Raw genomic sequence first — 14,209 nt, forward strand, 5'->3', positions numbered from 1 at the left:
GCGTCAGCCGCATCCGCGACGTCAGCCGCCCCGACCCGGGTCCGGCCGAGACCGTCCCCTCCACCACATCATCGACAACAGACATGAGATTCCCTTCGAGAAGCTTCGACCGAAAGGAATCCTGCGACCCGGGCCGGCCCCTACCCAGTCCCCGAAAGTGACTCCTCGGCCGCCGGCAGGTCAGGTGCTGGGTGGTCAGAACATGACCACCCAGCACCGGAAGGACCGGGGCGCCGCCCTCGTTGGACGGGAGGCACGGTCCACGTCACCGGATCCACTGGAAGGGCACCGCATGCCTGACTTCTCCGAACTCAGCGACTTCCTGCGCAGCCGCCGGGCCGCCCTCACCCCCGAGGAGATCGGACTCCCCCGGCTCGGGGAACGGCGCCGGGTGCCAGGGCTGCGCCGCGAGGAACTGGCGCTGGCGGCCGGGCTCAGCGTCACCCACTACACCCGGCTTGAGCAGGGCCGCGTCGACCACGTGTCCGACTCCGTCCTCGGCGCGATCGGCCGCACCCTGCGCCTGAACCCGGACGAGTACAGCCACCTCATGGATCTCGCCCGGCCGGAGACGGTCGCCTCCCGTCGTGCCCAGGCCCCGCGCACCCCCTGCGCCGACCACGGTGTCCGCCAGCTCATCGACACCTTCACGGACACCCCCGCCCTGGTCCTGGACCTGCGCAACGACGTCCTCGCCTGGAACGCCATGGGCCATCTGCTGCTGGCCATGCACCTGGACTTCGACGCTCCCGAGCATCCGGCGCGCCGGCCGAACCTGACCCGGATGCTCTTCCTGGACGAGCGCAACCGCGATCTCTACCCGCGCTGGCACGACGAGGCACAGCTCGCGGTGGCCTCGCTGCGGCTGATCGCCGGCCGCTACCCCCATGACAAGCAGCTCGCCGAGCTGGTCGGCGAACTCATCATGAACAGCGAGGAGTTCGCCAAACGGTGGGCCCGCCACCCGGTGCGGACCTGCGTCGCGGGCATCAAGGAGATCGACCATCCCCTGGTCGGTTCCATGGAGCTCTCCTTCCAGAGCCTGCTGGTTCCCGGAGCGGCCGGACAGCGCCTGATCGCCTACACGGCCCGGGTCGGTACGAGTTCGGAGGCCGGTCTGCGGCTTCTGTCCTCCACGCTCCGCGTGCCGAACACGAGCATCCCGACGGCCGTCGACTGACGCCCCGACGGCGCCGCGGCGCGGGCCGGACACGACACCGGCAACTTGCCGAAGACGCCCGTCGTCCGCATCGGCCCCTCAGGCCACCGGGCCCGGCCACGCTAACGTCACTGCGCGGTGACGCTCCGCCCGCCTACGACCTTCCCCCTCCGTCGGCGTGGCGGGGTCTCACCGGTCACTCCGGCCGTCGCGCGCCCTGGGGCGCCGCACCGCGCGGCACGGCCGCCCCCCCATCGCCAGCTCGCGCACCGGCCCCGGTGCGCCGAGGTCGAGGAGTACACATGCCACTGGCACTTCTGGCCCTCGCCATGGGTGCGTTCGGCATCGGGACAACGGAGTTCGTGGCCACCGGGATCCTGCCGCAGGTGGCGGACACCTACGGCGTGTCGATCCCGTCGGCCGGCTACCTGGTCACGGCCTACGCCGTCGGTGTGGTCGTCGGCGCACCCGTCATGACCCTGCTGGGCACCCGGATGTCCAGGAAATCGATGCTCGCGCTGCTCATGGCCGTCTTCGTGGCCGGCAACGCGCTGTGCGCGGCCGCACCGGACTTCGCCCTCCTGCTCCTCGGCCGGGTGCTCGCCTCCTTCGCCCACGGTGCCTTCTTCGGCATCGGATCGGTGGTGGCGGCGGGCCTCGTGGCGCCGCACCGCCGCGCCTCGGCGATCTCCATGATGTTCAGCGGACTCACGGTCGCCAACGTCGCGGGAGTCCCCCTGGGAACGCTGGTCGGACAGGCGGTCGGCTGGCGCGTCACCTTCGTCCTCATCGCCCTCCTGGGGGTCCTGGGCGTCGCCGGGGTCCTCTGCTTCGTGCCCGCCGACCGCCGTCCCGAGCGGGTCGGCGTCGCCGGGGAGGCGGCCGCGCTCCGCAACCCGCAGGTGGTGCTCGCGATGCTCATGACCGTCCTGGGCTTCGGCGGGGTGTTCGCCGCCGTCACCTACATCGCGCCGATCCTGACCGAGGTCGCCTCCTTTTCCGACTCCTCGGTCTCCGGGATCCTCGTCGTGTTCGGCTGCGGGCTGGTGCTCGGCAACATCGTCGGCGGCAGGCTCGCCGACAAGCGGCTCATGCCGATGCTCTACACCTCGCTGGCGCTGCTCTGCGCGACCCTGTTCTGCTTCAGTCTCGCCGCCTCCCACCAGGTCGCCGCGGTGATCCTCACCTTCCTGATCGGGGTGTTCGGCTTCGCGACCGTCCCGCCCCTGCAGAAGCGGGTGCTGGACAACGCGGCAGGAGCACCGACGCTTGCGTCCTCCCTCAACATCGGCGCCTTCAACCTCGGCAACGCCATCGCCGCCTGGCTCGGCGGCCTCGTCATCAGCGCGGGCTTCGGGTACGCGTCCTCCAGTGCGGTCGGCGCGGTCATGGCCGCGGCCGCGCTGCTCACCGCCGTCGTCTCCGGCCGCCTGGAGTCCAGGCAGCGCCGCACCGCCCTGCGGCCGGACCGGCTGCCGGCACCCGCCCACCCCGAAGGAACCCTCGACCATGCTCCGTGAAGCATCCCGCTCCCTGGTACTCGACGCCTTCTCCCGGATCGCCTCGACCGTGGCCGTGGTCAGCGCCGCTCACGACGGCACCCTGCGGGCGATGACGGTCACCTCGTTCGCGACCCTCTCGATGGCCCCGCCCCGGATCCTGGTCTGCGTGGCGAAGGCGGCCCGCACCCACGCGGCCCTCACGGCACAGCCCGCGTTCGCGGTGAACCTGCTCGCCGAGGACCAGGAGGACCTGGCCCGCATATTCGCGACCTCGGAGCCGGCGAAGCACTCGGCCGGGGGCCTGCGGGTGCTCGACGGTGGCGTACCCGTCGTGCCGGGCGCGGCGGCCAGCCTGATCTGCCACCGGGAGAAGATCCACGACGAGGGCGACCACGACATCGTCATCGCCCGTGTCGTCGCGGTGACCACGGCGGATTCCCCGCCGCTGCTCCACCACCGCCGGACCTTCAAGGCGGTCGGCAGCGCCACGGGCCGGGTGACGGCCGAGGGGCCCGCTTCGGTGTGAACGCGCCGATGCCCGACCGCTGAACCCGTCCGGCACAGACGCTGCTCCCGCGTCCACGCCCCGGCCCGGCCCCTCGACACGCGGACGCCTCGGCCGAGGCGGCGCAACCTCGCTCGACCGTGCGGTGGTCGTGACAGGCGTCATGCGGCCGCCGCGCTCGTGACCGGCTGTCCGCTCGGGCGCTGGGGCGTGGGTCCGGGGCGGCACCGGGCGCCCCGGCGCGAGCTTGCGCAGGCCCTCACGTCCTCCCGCTGGGGCGGTCTCTGCCGTGGTCCGCCTGCGGCCGGCCCGCGCGGGTCCGTGCACGGGGCGATCGCCGCGCCGTGCCGTGTGCTGCCCTTTCGGTCAATTCATGTTGCCCGTGCGTACCTGGCATCGGCGCTTGCCCACCGTGTATCCAGGGAGGATCGACCGACCCGCGGCAGATGAGGGACCTCTTGCACGAACACGAGAACACCAAAAGCACCGGGGCCGAAAAGAACCGTGTCTCTTCCCGTCCCCCGGGGCCTGACTCTGCAGAACTGCGTGGTCTGCTCGGCCTGCAGGCCGCGGTCGGCAACGCTGCGGTCGTCCAGATGCTTCGTCGGGCCGGTCTCCCGTGGGCCCCGCCCGGGGAGCACCGGCACGGTGCCGACTGCGAGCACCTGACCGAGCAGCCGGCCGTGCAGCGCTCCGCCGTCCACGATGTCCTGCGCACCAGCGGCAGGCCCCTGGACGGGGCAACCCGCAGGGACATGGAGGCACGGCTGGGCGCGGACTTCTCCGACGTACGGATCCACACCGACGCCGCGGCGAAGGCCTCCGCGGCCGAGGTCGGCGCGCGCGCCTACACCTCCGGCAACCACGTCGTCATCGGCGAAGGCGGCCGCGGCAGGCACACCCTCGCCCACGAACTCACCCATGTCATCCAGCAGCGCCGAGGACCTGTCGCGGGTACGGACAACGGCAACGGGCTCAGGGTGTCCGACCCGTCGGACCGGTTCGAACGGGAGGCGGAGGCCAACGCGCGCCGCGTCATGTCCGCCGACGTGTCTGTCCAGGAGGACGTGTCCCGGGACGTCGCGGGCCCTTCCGCGGGCGGGTCGTCATCGGCGGCCGTTGCTGTTCAGCGAGTTTGGTGGGATGCCCAGGAGGAAACTCTCCGGCCGGATGCTCCTCCTGCTGGATACAGGCCGGTGAAGACGGCGCAGGAGAGCAGCAAAGACGCCGCGAGCGTGGGGTACCAGCAATACGTCCCGCAAAAACCGGCACCTGACGGGATCACCTCTCCTTCTGATGCTCTTGCCGCGGGAGATGAGGTTCATTCAGAGGTGGACGTCACCACCCGGATGCTGAATCGAATGTCGCGAGTCATGATGGGTGCGAAATACGACGAGCCCGGCAGTATGAGTTTGGGCGCTGTCGGCAGCCCCCATCTCGCGCTTACGCTGATCGACGGGCAGGTGCACATCGCCGGCAACACCGGGATGAAGGCGGGAAAGCGCACTGCGGCAATGGACAGATTGAACGAGCAGGCCATGAGAGCCAGTGGCGGGCATGACGAGAAGAAGCTGGTTTCTCTGCTCGACGGAGACTATCTGGACGAACACCCGGATCACGCCGCCGATCTCGACGCGATAGGAAATGCGGTGAGAGATCCTCAGCAGCTCCAGTGGGCGAACACCGCGAACAAGGCGCCAGGCGGTGGAAAGATCCACGGAGAGATGGCTCTGCTCGACAAGGTGAAGACGGCAATGGAAGCTGAGCCGCACCCGGTCCCGGAAGGCCTCAAGGACTGGCCTATCGGTGGCAGGAAGCGTGACTGCGTGGCCTGCCACTGGGCGCATGCGATCTTTAACAAATTCATCGCCGAGCCCAATGGTTACCGGATCGTGACGGCCGGATCCCACGGCGGGTTCTTTCCGGGCTGGGAGATGCCGCAGTGGATGAAGGACCATCCCGCCGCGAAGGCGGAGATGACGAGGATCGTCAAGGAAAGCGGGCATGAAGTTCGTGGCAATGGTCTCGTTCTCGACGGGATGACAGGGAAGGGGGAAGATGATCCGCTGAATCCGAGGCACCGGACCGATGAGCCGTATCTTTCCGACTCGTCGGTGGATGAGGGATTTTGATTCCTGGCGGGTTCGTGCACGGTAGGCGTCGGGGTGCCGAGGACTGCGGTGGGGCTCGGTGTTCACCTCTGCCGTGCCGAGGGCCGTGCTCGCCGGCCCTTCAGGTGGGCGATGCCGTGTTCGACGCGGATGCGTGGTGAGGAGTGCGCCGCGCGCTGCCGGCGGCGGCGACGGTCTTGGCCGGCAGGAAGGTCTTCGACAGGCAGCCGCCCAGCAGCGAGCCGAAGCCGCGGAAGGCCACCGCCGAGCCGACCGTGCTCGTCGGCTTCGGCCAGGACCGGGGGCCCGGCTGCGGAAAGGTGTACCTGAATACACCTTCTTCGGTATCCAGGTACAGTCCGCGGGGCTCGGCGGCCCGGCATCGTCAAGGCCATGCGGACGACAAGAGCGATGCGAACGACCAGGACGACGCGACAGGGCGAGAGCCTGACCGTACGGACAGCGGTCTATCTGACGGTGGCCTTCCTGGCGGCCGGAGCGCTGGGGGCGCTGCAACCGGCGACGGGGATCCCCACCGAGGTGGTGCAGCTCACCCAGTTCGGCCCGGCGCTGGCGGTGGCGGTGACGGCTCTGCTGTGGCCGGCGGGCACGCGGGCGCTGGTCCGCGGGCCCCGGTCCCGGACACGGCTGACCTCCGCCTGGCCCCTGCTCGCCGCGCCTTTCCTGATCATCCTGCTGTCGGCGGGCCCGTACGCCCTGCTGACGGGCGCTCCCCATGCCAGTGACCCCCGCACCCTGCACCACTCCTTCCTGCTCATAGCGGTCGCGCAACTCGTCGGGGCGTGCGGTGAGGAGATCGGCTGGCGCTGCTGCCTGCAGCCTCTGCTGCGTACCAGGTTCGGCGTGCTCACCGCGTCGTCCGCGGTCGGGGCGGTGTGGGGGCTGTGGCACGTCCAGGTGCTGGCCGAGGCCCCGGCGTACGCGGCGGGTTTCCTGCTGGCCACGATCTCGATGTCCATCGTCCTGGGCCTGGCCCTGGAGACGACGGGCGGCATGGCCCGGCTGCTCCTGGCGGGTGGCTTCCACGCCCTGGTGAACCTTGGGATGCTCCTGTTCATGGACGAGGAGACGGGTCGTACGGGACCGATGGTGCTCTTCGGGGCGGCGTCCGCGCTGGTGGCGGGGGCATGGGTGTGGGGGCGCGGGACGCCGGCGATCCCCGCGGCGGTGGAATGAGGAGGCGGGGGCGTGAGGGTGAAGGTGTCCTGGCGCGGCGGCGCGGTCGCGCTGGGTCGATGCCAGCTGACCGGGCTGTCGGGTTTCGAGGTGGCCGGTGCCGGGCTGCTGGTGGGCCTCGCTCTGCTGCTCGTGCCCGTGGGTCTCGGCCTCTGGCTGCTGCCGCCCGCCGCCACCTGCCTGCGTCGCGTCGCCGACCGCCACCGCACTCGCACTGCCCGCTGGAGCGGCCGCCCCCTCAGCCCGCCCGAACCCCTGCCCGACCGTGGCCCGGTGCGTCGCACCAGTTTCGCGGTCCTCGGCGACAACGGCTTCTGGCGCGATCTGCGGTGGGCCTGGCTCGATCCGTTGACGGGCGGCCCGCTCGTCTCCGTGCCGCCGACGCTGGTCGGGTACGGGGCGTTCGGTGCCCTGGTCCAGCCGTTCGTCTGGCGGCAGTTGGGCGACGGCAACTGGTATGCCTTCGTACCGGTCACCTCCACGCCGACGGCGCTGGCGGCACTGCTGCTGGGTCTGGCCTTCATGGCGGCCGGCCTGCGCCTTTCGGTTCCCGTCCTGGCCCTGCACAGCCGTCTGAGCCGCCGCTTGCTCTCCGCGCCGCGTACGACCGAGCTGACCCGGCGGGTGGCGCGGCTCACCGACAGCAGGGCCACCGTCCTGGATGCGCACGCGGCGGAGATCACCCGTATCGAACGCGATCTGCACGACGGTGCGCAGGCACGCCTGGTCGCCCTCGGGCTGACTCTGGAGCAGGCGACCGGACTGTTCGACACCGACCCGGCGACCGCCCGTGCCCTGCTCCTGGACGTCCGGGCCGCCTCCGAACGCGCCCTGCAGGATCTGCGTGACCTGGTGCACGGCATCCACCCGCCGGTCCTCGCCGACCGGGGCCTCACCGACGCCGTACGCTCTCTGGCCCTGGACAGCCACCTGGACGTGGAGGTGTCCGCGAGCCCGCCCCTGCCACGCCTGCCCACTCCGGTCGAATCAGCGGCCTACTTCGCGGTCTCGGAGCTCCTCACCAATGCGGCCAAGCACGCGGAGGCGACGAGGGTGGGTATCACTCTGGTACACGACGGCACGCGCCTGCGTGTCACGGTCACGGACGACGGCCGGGGTGGTGCGGACCCGGCCGGCGGCACCGGGCTGACCGGAGTGCAGCGCCGGTTGGATATCTTCGACGGCGTGCTCGCCCTGCGCAGCCCGCCGGGCGGACCGACCACCGCGACCCTGGAGATCCCGTGCGCGTCGTCCTCGCCGAAGACCTCTTCCTCCTCCGCGACGGCCTGACCCGTACCCTGCTCGAACACGGCTGCGAGATCGTCGCCTCTGTGGACAACGGCCCCGAACTGCGGAGAGCCCTCGCAGAAAGGGACTTCGACGTGGCATTGGTCGACATACGCCTGCCACCGACCCACACGGACGAGGGCTTGAAGGCGGCGCTGGAAGCCCGCCGCATGCGCCCTGGCCTCCCGGTGCTGATCCTCTCCCAGTACGTCGACCAGCTCTACGCCCACGAGTTGCTCTCCTCGGGAGAGGGCGCCGTCGGCTACCTCCTCAAGGACCGCGTCACCCACACCACCCCATTCCTCGACGCCCTGCGCACGGTCGCCGCCGGCGGCACGGTCATGGACCCCATGGTGGTCGCCAAGCTCCTGTCCCGCAGCGGGAAACGCGGGCGCATCGGCTCACTGACCCCCCGCGAACACGAGGTCCTCGCCAGCATGGCCGAGGGGCATTCCAACGCGTCCATCGCCCGCACCCTCCGCATCAGCGAGAGCGCCGTGGCGAAGCACATCGCGGCGATCTTCGGAAAGCTGCACCTGGAACCCTCTCCGGAGGTGAACCGCAGAGTCATGGCGGTGCTGGCGTATCTGAAGGGCTGAACGCCCTGGCCCGGGCGGACCCGAGGCAGGGTCGGCGGGCTGGGGTTCACCGCCCCCAAACGCCTTCCGGGCATCTCGGCGACGGGCTCGTGGGGCCGATGTCCGGGAGGTCGCCGGGTTCGGTCCCTCGGCGTCCGTCTGGCCCCCACAAGCCTGAGCCGACCGAGGTGCGAGCATGGCGAGAGATCGCCGACTATCTATGACACCAGCCGAGCGTCCGCTGCGTAGACCTTCCGAACAAACCTCACGGCATAGGGGTGCGGGATACCTCCTTGGCGTTCTCCCAGTGCCGGTCGAAGTACGACTTGAAGTACGCTGCGGCCTCGCTGTCCTCAATGCGCATGCCCTGGACTCGATCGCCGACGGTGAATGCGAGAAACACCGCGCTCGTGTCCATGATGGCCATGCTCATGAGGTCGGCCTTGATGGGCCAGTTCACCTGGCGAATGCTGTAACTGCGCAGGTGGCGGGTCTGTTCCCGGTGCCGTGCTGTCCAGTTGGCATACCCCCTGGACGAGCCGAGGCAGAACAGGCGCCGCACCGATCCGCCGTTGTGTGCCCAGTCGAGTACCGCCTGGAAGTAGTCCGAAAAGGCTGCAGACGACGCACTGAAGTCATCCGGCGTTTCAAGTCGCATATACCAGGCGTCCATATGGCTGGGGCAGCGGTTGACGAGATAGTCGACCTCCGCCTTGTAGAAAGCCGCCGCGTCCGGATAATGCTCTATGCGCGATGAGTTCGCCTGATCGAAGTCGCGCCGCAGCAGTTCGACTTCGGTACGGAGATCGGCCAGTTCTTGCCTCGATGCGGTGATGGGGACGAGGGAGCGCAGGATTGCGTAGACTGCCGTGAACAGGAATGGCATCTGCCAGGCGGCAGACAGTCCGAAGAGCGCAGCGGTCACTGACCCGCAGACGGCGACAAGACAGGCTATGGCCAGCCCCCGCTCATCCCAGCGCTCCAATAAGCTCCCCGACCCCGACGCGGTCCGCGAACCAGCCATGCACACCTCACAGATTCTCGGTGCTACGTAGGTCCACTGGGCGAGTCCATTCCCTGCGTCTGCCTAACTCAATCGCGCCCGGTTCGTAGAGCGCGGACGCTCCGGTCGCCAACTCGCGCGCTCACTCGCCAACTGAAGCGCTCGGTCACATGCCGGCAGCGTTCTGAAAAGGCGCGGCCTGCTACAGGTCGAACTCCAGGTGCTCGATGTCCGTGAACCGGACTTCTTCCAGGCTGCCGGCGCGGCGGCCGCCGTCCTGGAAGTACACCTCCTTGAGTGCTTCGGCCGTGATCTCCTTGAGGTCGCGGTCGCCGGCGCCGGCCTCCTGGGCGTCGAAGAGGCGGGCGGCGTAGCGGGGGGGCAGGGCGACGGTCAGGTGCCGGATGCGGTCCTGGTCGGTCGATCCGATCGGTGCGGTGTAGCCCATGCGGGCGCGCGTGTCGATGACGATGCCGCCGGTGGTCGCCGCGCGCTCCTTGGCCTTGGCGCGGATCCGTGGCTGCCACCGCTTCTTCACCTCGCGCTCCAGGCGCGCGGCGAGGTCGGGGCGGGGCTTTTTGATCTGGTCCTTCACGTACCGCTCGACGGTGCGCTGGGAGACACGCAGTATCTGGGCGACCGGCTTGGTGCCCTTCAGCTGTCTGACCAGGTAGCGCATCTGCGCGCCGGCGCTTCTGGGTACGGGGCGGGTGAACGCCTTCTGGACCGCGGCGTCCAGGCCGTCGCCGAACAGGGTCATCGTCGCCTTCTCCTACTCTCCGTTGTCGACGTCGGTGACGGTGCCGTCCTTGATGTAGCGGGCGAGGTTGAGTTCCGGGGCGTCGAACCGCTCGCGGATCTCCTCGCCCCACAGCACGGACTGGGTTCCCTCGTGTTTGACCAGGCCCGGGTTGATGCCGAGCTTGAAGCCGCCGGGCAGCGGCCTGCCGTCCCGATAGGGAAGGAAGTCCAGCGGCGAGGGCCCGTTGGCCGCGTACACGACGCAGTCGGACAGGATCGCGACCGGGTACTGCCCGGTGAACGCCGCATGCTTGACGATCTTCCTGTGGAGGTTGACCCGTGTGCGGGAGATGACCGCCGCGCGGATGTCCGGCCGCCATGTCGGGCGGGACAGCGCCCGCCACGACTCGCCCGGCCGCCAGCCCTCGCCCCGCGGCCGCTCGCGCAGCTTCCCCAGCCCGCCCTTCACCGTGGCCTTGATCGCCGAGACGACGATCGCCAGCTCCGGGTCACGGCTCTTGTAGCCGTCCATCGCCGCGAGGAAGTCCTCCGGGGCGAGGTCGGCGCCGATGCCGAGGTCGGCCGTCGTGGCGAGGTAGGCGTCGCGCAGCCGGATGTACCAGCCGTCCAGGTAGCGGCCGTTCTCCCACCGCACCCAAGCCTCGGTCGGCCGCACCTCGTAGCCGAGCTCCTGAGCGTAGGCGACGGTGGGCGTCGCGTACCAGGCCGGTCCTTCGGGGCGCTCGCCCTTCGGCGTGAACGGGCTGGGCAACAGCGAGCCGTCCAGTTCCGCCCACTCCTTGCCGACCTTCACGCGGGACAGGTCGACGTGGCTCAGGTCGACCAGCCAGGAGCCGGGCAGTTTCGGGTCGAAGACCGGGTTCGTGACGTGCGTGGGCGCCCCGAGGCCGACGTTCAGGCCGTTGGCGCCGGCGGCGAAGGCCATGTTCACGTCGATGCCGACCAGGTACCGCAGGGTGCATTCGGCATCGGTCATCGGCCGTGCCCAGTCGTACGCCTCCTCGAACAGCTTCTCGCCGGGGCCGCGGACGTGGAACCGGGGCAGGTCCTTGAGGACCGGGTGGCCGTCGGGGGCCTCGCACGGCGCCGGGTCGACCGGGTCCCTGCCCAGGCTGCCGGGGTTGTGCTCGGGGTGCCGCTTGCCGTCGGCGTCCGGCTCGGAGGCGCGGGTCGGCGGGCGCAGCGCGGTCATCAGCTCCAGCCCGGTCACCGCGGTCGAGCCGCGCGGCGTCATCACCCGGGACGCGTACACGCCGAGGACGCGGGCGAGTTCGGCCGGCGGGAGCTGCCCGGCCTCGCCCCAGTGCCGGGTGTCCAGCGCGTGCCACGACGGGATGCACAGTTGCACGCAGGCCCGCTGCGAACCGGTCGCGGGGCGGTAGATCCGCGCCCACGGCCCGAAGCCCCGCTTCGTGAGCTTCCACTCGGCGCGCGCCAGCTGCTTGACGACCTTGTGGCCCTCCGGGATCCGCCCGGCGAGCCGTTCCTCGTCGGTGAGGGCGACGGGAAGGCCGTAGCGCTCCAGCGCGGCCTCGGTGAGCACGAGAAGCGGGTCCGCGTCCTTGCCCGGCCCGGACAGCCTCGGCTGTCCCAGCCTCGCCTCGCGCAACGTCCATTCCACCAGGGCCGGGATCGACTTGGCGGGCACGTCCAGGACCAGGCCACCGGTGCAGTAGGCCAGCGCCTGCCCGTCGGCATCGACGTCGACGACCGCCAGCGGGCCGTTCTCGAACCGCGGGTCGGTGCCGCCTGCCGGGGCCGTCTTCTTCGCCCCGGGGCGGCGCGGCGTCGACGAGGGCCCGGTGGTGCGTGCCGGACGCTGCGCGGCCGCCGGAGCGGCAGCGGGGGCAGAGGCGGGGGCAGGGGGCTGGGCGTTCTCAGGCGCTGTCACGGCCGCACAGTCGGGGACCTGGCCGGTGGACGGAGTCCGAGCCTGCGCCGGGTCGGGCACGCCGGTGAACGTGGCGGACTCCGGGGCGGCCGGCTTCTTCGGGGCGGGGTAGAGCTCCGCGAGCTGCCGCAGCAGTCGGGCGTACGCCTCGCGCTCCGGGCCGCGTGGCTCGGTCGGCTTCTTGGCCGACTCCCAGCCGGACACCGTGGCCCGGCGGACCCTCAGCGCGGCGGCGACTTCGTCCAGCGTCAGGCCGTGCGCGATCCGCAGTCGCTTGCGCTCCTGCGCCGGAGGCAGCGGGGAGCGGGACGCGACCAGCGCGTCGACCGCGTCGAACAACTCGGACATGGAACACCTCCTGCCCACATCCTAGCCCACACATCGTACGAATCACGCCCTTTTGACGTACGGATTGCGTACGAACAGCGTACGAAGCACGGGGGTGGTCCTCGTGCCCCGAGCGGGCGGGTGCGGTGCGCGTGAGGGCGAAGGTGCCGGGGTGCCGGCACCGGCTGTCGGACGGGTGGCGCATACGGGGCCGGGCATCCCTGCGATGGCAGCGCACGCGGCACGGGTGCCGCCCGGAGCGGGCGGCACCCGTGTGGTGGGTGTCAGGCGGTGGTGGTCAGGCCCAGGGCGAGGCCACCGCCCAGCTGGTGTCGTCGTTCCAGGACGTGGCGCTGTCCCAGGTGTTGGAGCCGCCGTTGCTCGCGAGGTAGACGGTGTAGTCGTAGTGGCGCAGGTACTTGTCGGTGTAGTTGACGGACTGGAACGAGTATCCCTGCCCGTTGTGCCCGGTCTGCGGGCAGAAGGTGGCGTCCTGGGCGAACTGCGAGGTGCCGTCGTCGGTGTTGAGCTGGAGTTTGAAGTTGGAGTGGCGCAGATACTGGCCCGAGTCGTTGGCGGACTCGAAGGACACGCAGGAGGTGTTGGCCAGGCCGGCCCGCACCACCCAGGTCGCGTCGCCCCGGTCGGTGGCGGAGCTGGAGGAGGTGACCGGGGCGATCACCACGTTGCTGTCCGCCGCGTCGTGCTGGACGTAGTCGGTGGTGCAGCACGAGGTGGTGGCGCGCAGCGAGATCCTGGAGCCGGGGGTCAGTGAACCCGGGCCGGTGGAGGAGCCGTTGCCGTAGCCGACCGAGGTGATGTTGGCCTGTACGGCGTTCTCCGTGGCGTCGGAGGGGTAGCCCGAGGTCATCACGCCCTCGTAGAACGTGCCCGCCGCGCCCTTGCTGTTGTCGCCGCCGATGCCCAGGATGATCGCCCCCTCCTTGTGCATGGGGTTGTAGCCCGAGACGTTGGGGCGTGCGCCGCTGTAGTAGGTCGACAGGCTTCCGGACGTGGCGTTGCCGCCCCGGATGGCCCACTGGTTCGGTTCGCCCTTGACGATGGCGGTCTGGTACCTGTTGCTGACGCTGGGGTCGTTGGCGTTGTAGCCGGCGTTGACGCCGGAGAAGAGGCCGTTCTCCAGATCCGCCATCACCCACGGCCCGTTGCCCGAGCCGTAGCCCCAGACCTTGATGTTGCCGAAGTAGATGGCCTCCATGTGACCGTTGCCGGTGTCGTTGTTGCTGGTCTCGGCGTTGCCGTAGTCGAAGCAGCAGCCGCCGTTGTAGTGCGTGCCGTCCAGGACGGCGTACATTCCCTCGGCCTGGTCACCGGTGGCGATCCCGGAGGTGTGGTCGTTGCGGTAGCCCGTGCCGGGGGCGACGAAAACGCCGTACGCCTCGTGGCCGGCGACCGTGGTCGGGGCCGCGGTGGCGTTGGCGAGGTTGTCCGGGCCGCCGGCCGCGCCGCCGCCGGGGGCCTGGGTGAGGTTGTTGCCCCTGCCGGACTGGTCGTAGATGACGGTGATGACGCAGGTGGTGCCGGAGCAGAAGGAGTCCTGCGCCGGGGCGTTGGCGTATCCGCCGGCGCTGAGCACTCCGATGTCCTTGGTGGTGTTGTCGGAGGCGCGCCGGACCTGGTAGAGCGCGCCGTTGTAGGAGGAGTAGAGCGCGCGGGTGGTGCTGTGGGCGGCCACGCAGGGGGTGCCGCCGGAGGCGTAGAGGTCGCAGGGCAGCGATCCGGCGGCTTGTGAGGTCTGGGCGCCGGCGACGAGGACGCCGGCGACGAGCGCTCCGGCGGCGGCAGCGGACAGGGCCCATTTTCTGAGCCTGCGCAGCAGGCGCGAGGGTGCGGGTGCGGACACGGGTGTCCTCCTTCGGAGGGGGG

12 protein-coding genes are annotated in these 14,209 nt (G+C 70.4%); 7 read left to right on the plus strand and 5 right to left on the minus strand.

From position 1 onward, the window contains the following. Positions 1–292: 292 nt before the first annotated feature. The 4 genes from ACWDD7_RS35760 (at position 293) to ACWDD7_RS35775 (ending at position 5,298) form a co-directional block, all read left to right on the plus strand. On the plus strand, positions 293–1,180 hold the full coding sequence (locus tag ACWDD7_RS35760; RefSeq protein ID WP_351879358.1) for a helix-turn-helix domain-containing protein: 888 nt from the start codon (positions 293–295) through the stop codon (positions 1,178–1,180). Positions 1,181–1,461: 281 nt separating this feature from the next. Next, positions 1,462–2,679 carry an MFS transporter gene (locus tag ACWDD7_RS35765; RefSeq protein ID WP_351879355.1) on the plus strand — a complete coding sequence of 406 codons (1,218 nt, stop codon included), beginning with the start codon at positions 1,462–1,464 and terminating at the stop codon, positions 2,677–2,679. After that, positions 2,669–3,187, plus strand: coding sequence for a flavin reductase family protein (locus tag ACWDD7_RS35770; protein WP_351879352.1), 519 nt, complete (start codon positions 2,669–2,671; stop codon positions 3,185–3,187). The genes ACWDD7_RS35765 and ACWDD7_RS35770 overlap by 11 nt, the downstream gene beginning before the upstream one ends. A gap of 437 nt (positions 3,188–3,624) precedes the next feature. Then, entirely contained in the window at positions 3,625–5,298 is a 1,674-nt protein-coding gene (locus ACWDD7_RS35775) for an eCIS core domain-containing protein (protein ID WP_450460468.1), read from the plus strand. A gap of 100 nt (positions 5,299–5,398) precedes the next feature. Here the strand turns inward: ACWDD7_RS35775 and ACWDD7_RS35780 are convergent, their stop codons facing one another. Next, positions 5,399–5,539, minus strand: a complete 141-nt coding sequence (locus ACWDD7_RS35780) for a hypothetical protein (protein WP_450460469.1) — start codon at positions 5,537–5,539, stop codon at positions 5,399–5,401. Between the two features lie 149 nt (positions 5,540–5,688). On the opposite strand from ACWDD7_RS35780, the gene ACWDD7_RS35785 reads away from it, so the two are divergent. Genes ACWDD7_RS35785 through ACWDD7_RS35795 form a run of 3 tightly spaced genes read left to right on the plus strand, consistent with a single transcriptional unit; the run spans position 5,689 to position 8,360 of the window. Then, entirely contained in the window at positions 5,689–6,474 is a 786-nt protein-coding gene (locus ACWDD7_RS35785; RefSeq protein WP_450460470.1) for a CPBP family intramembrane glutamic endopeptidase, read from the plus strand. 12 nt (positions 6,475–6,486) lie between these two features. Beyond that, on the plus strand, positions 6,487–7,764 hold the full coding sequence (locus tag ACWDD7_RS35790) for a sensor domain-containing protein (protein ID WP_450460471.1): 1,278 nt from the start codon (positions 6,487–6,489) through the stop codon (positions 7,762–7,764). Continuing rightward, complete coding sequence (locus ACWDD7_RS35795) at positions 7,716–8,360, plus strand: response regulator transcription factor (protein ID WP_450460472.1); 645 nt, start codon at positions 7,716–7,718, stop codon at positions 8,358–8,360. The genes ACWDD7_RS35790 and ACWDD7_RS35795 overlap by 49 nt, the downstream gene beginning before the upstream one ends. Positions 8,361–8,604: 244 nt before the next feature. Here the strand turns inward: ACWDD7_RS35795 and ACWDD7_RS35800 are convergent, their stop codons facing one another. From ACWDD7_RS35800 to ACWDD7_RS35815, 4 genes are all read right to left on the minus strand, one after another. Continuing rightward, positions 8,605–9,264, minus strand: coding sequence for a hypothetical protein (locus tag ACWDD7_RS35800; RefSeq protein ID WP_450460473.1), 660 nt, complete (start codon positions 9,262–9,264; stop codon positions 8,605–8,607). 280 nt (positions 9,265–9,544) lie between these two features. Beyond that, complete coding sequence (tpg, locus tag ACWDD7_RS35805) at positions 9,545–10,102, minus strand: telomere-protecting terminal protein Tpg (RefSeq protein WP_450460474.1); 558 nt, start codon at positions 10,100–10,102, stop codon at positions 9,545–9,547. A gap of 12 nt (positions 10,103–10,114) precedes the next feature. Beyond that, on the minus strand, positions 10,115–12,343 hold the full coding sequence (gene tap, locus ACWDD7_RS35810) for a telomere-associated protein Tap (protein WP_450460475.1): 2,229 nt from the start codon (positions 12,341–12,343) through the stop codon (positions 10,115–10,117). 277 nt (positions 12,344–12,620) lie between these two features. Further along, the gene (locus ACWDD7_RS35815) at positions 12,621–14,186 is read right to left on the minus strand and encodes an alpha-L-arabinofuranosidase B (RefSeq protein ID WP_450460476.1); all 1,566 of its coding nucleotides are present in this window, start codon (positions 14,184–14,186) and stop codon (positions 12,621–12,623) included. Positions 14,187–14,209: the final 23 nt, after the last annotated feature.

The organism is Streptomyces sp. NPDC001056, assembly GCF_053598955.1.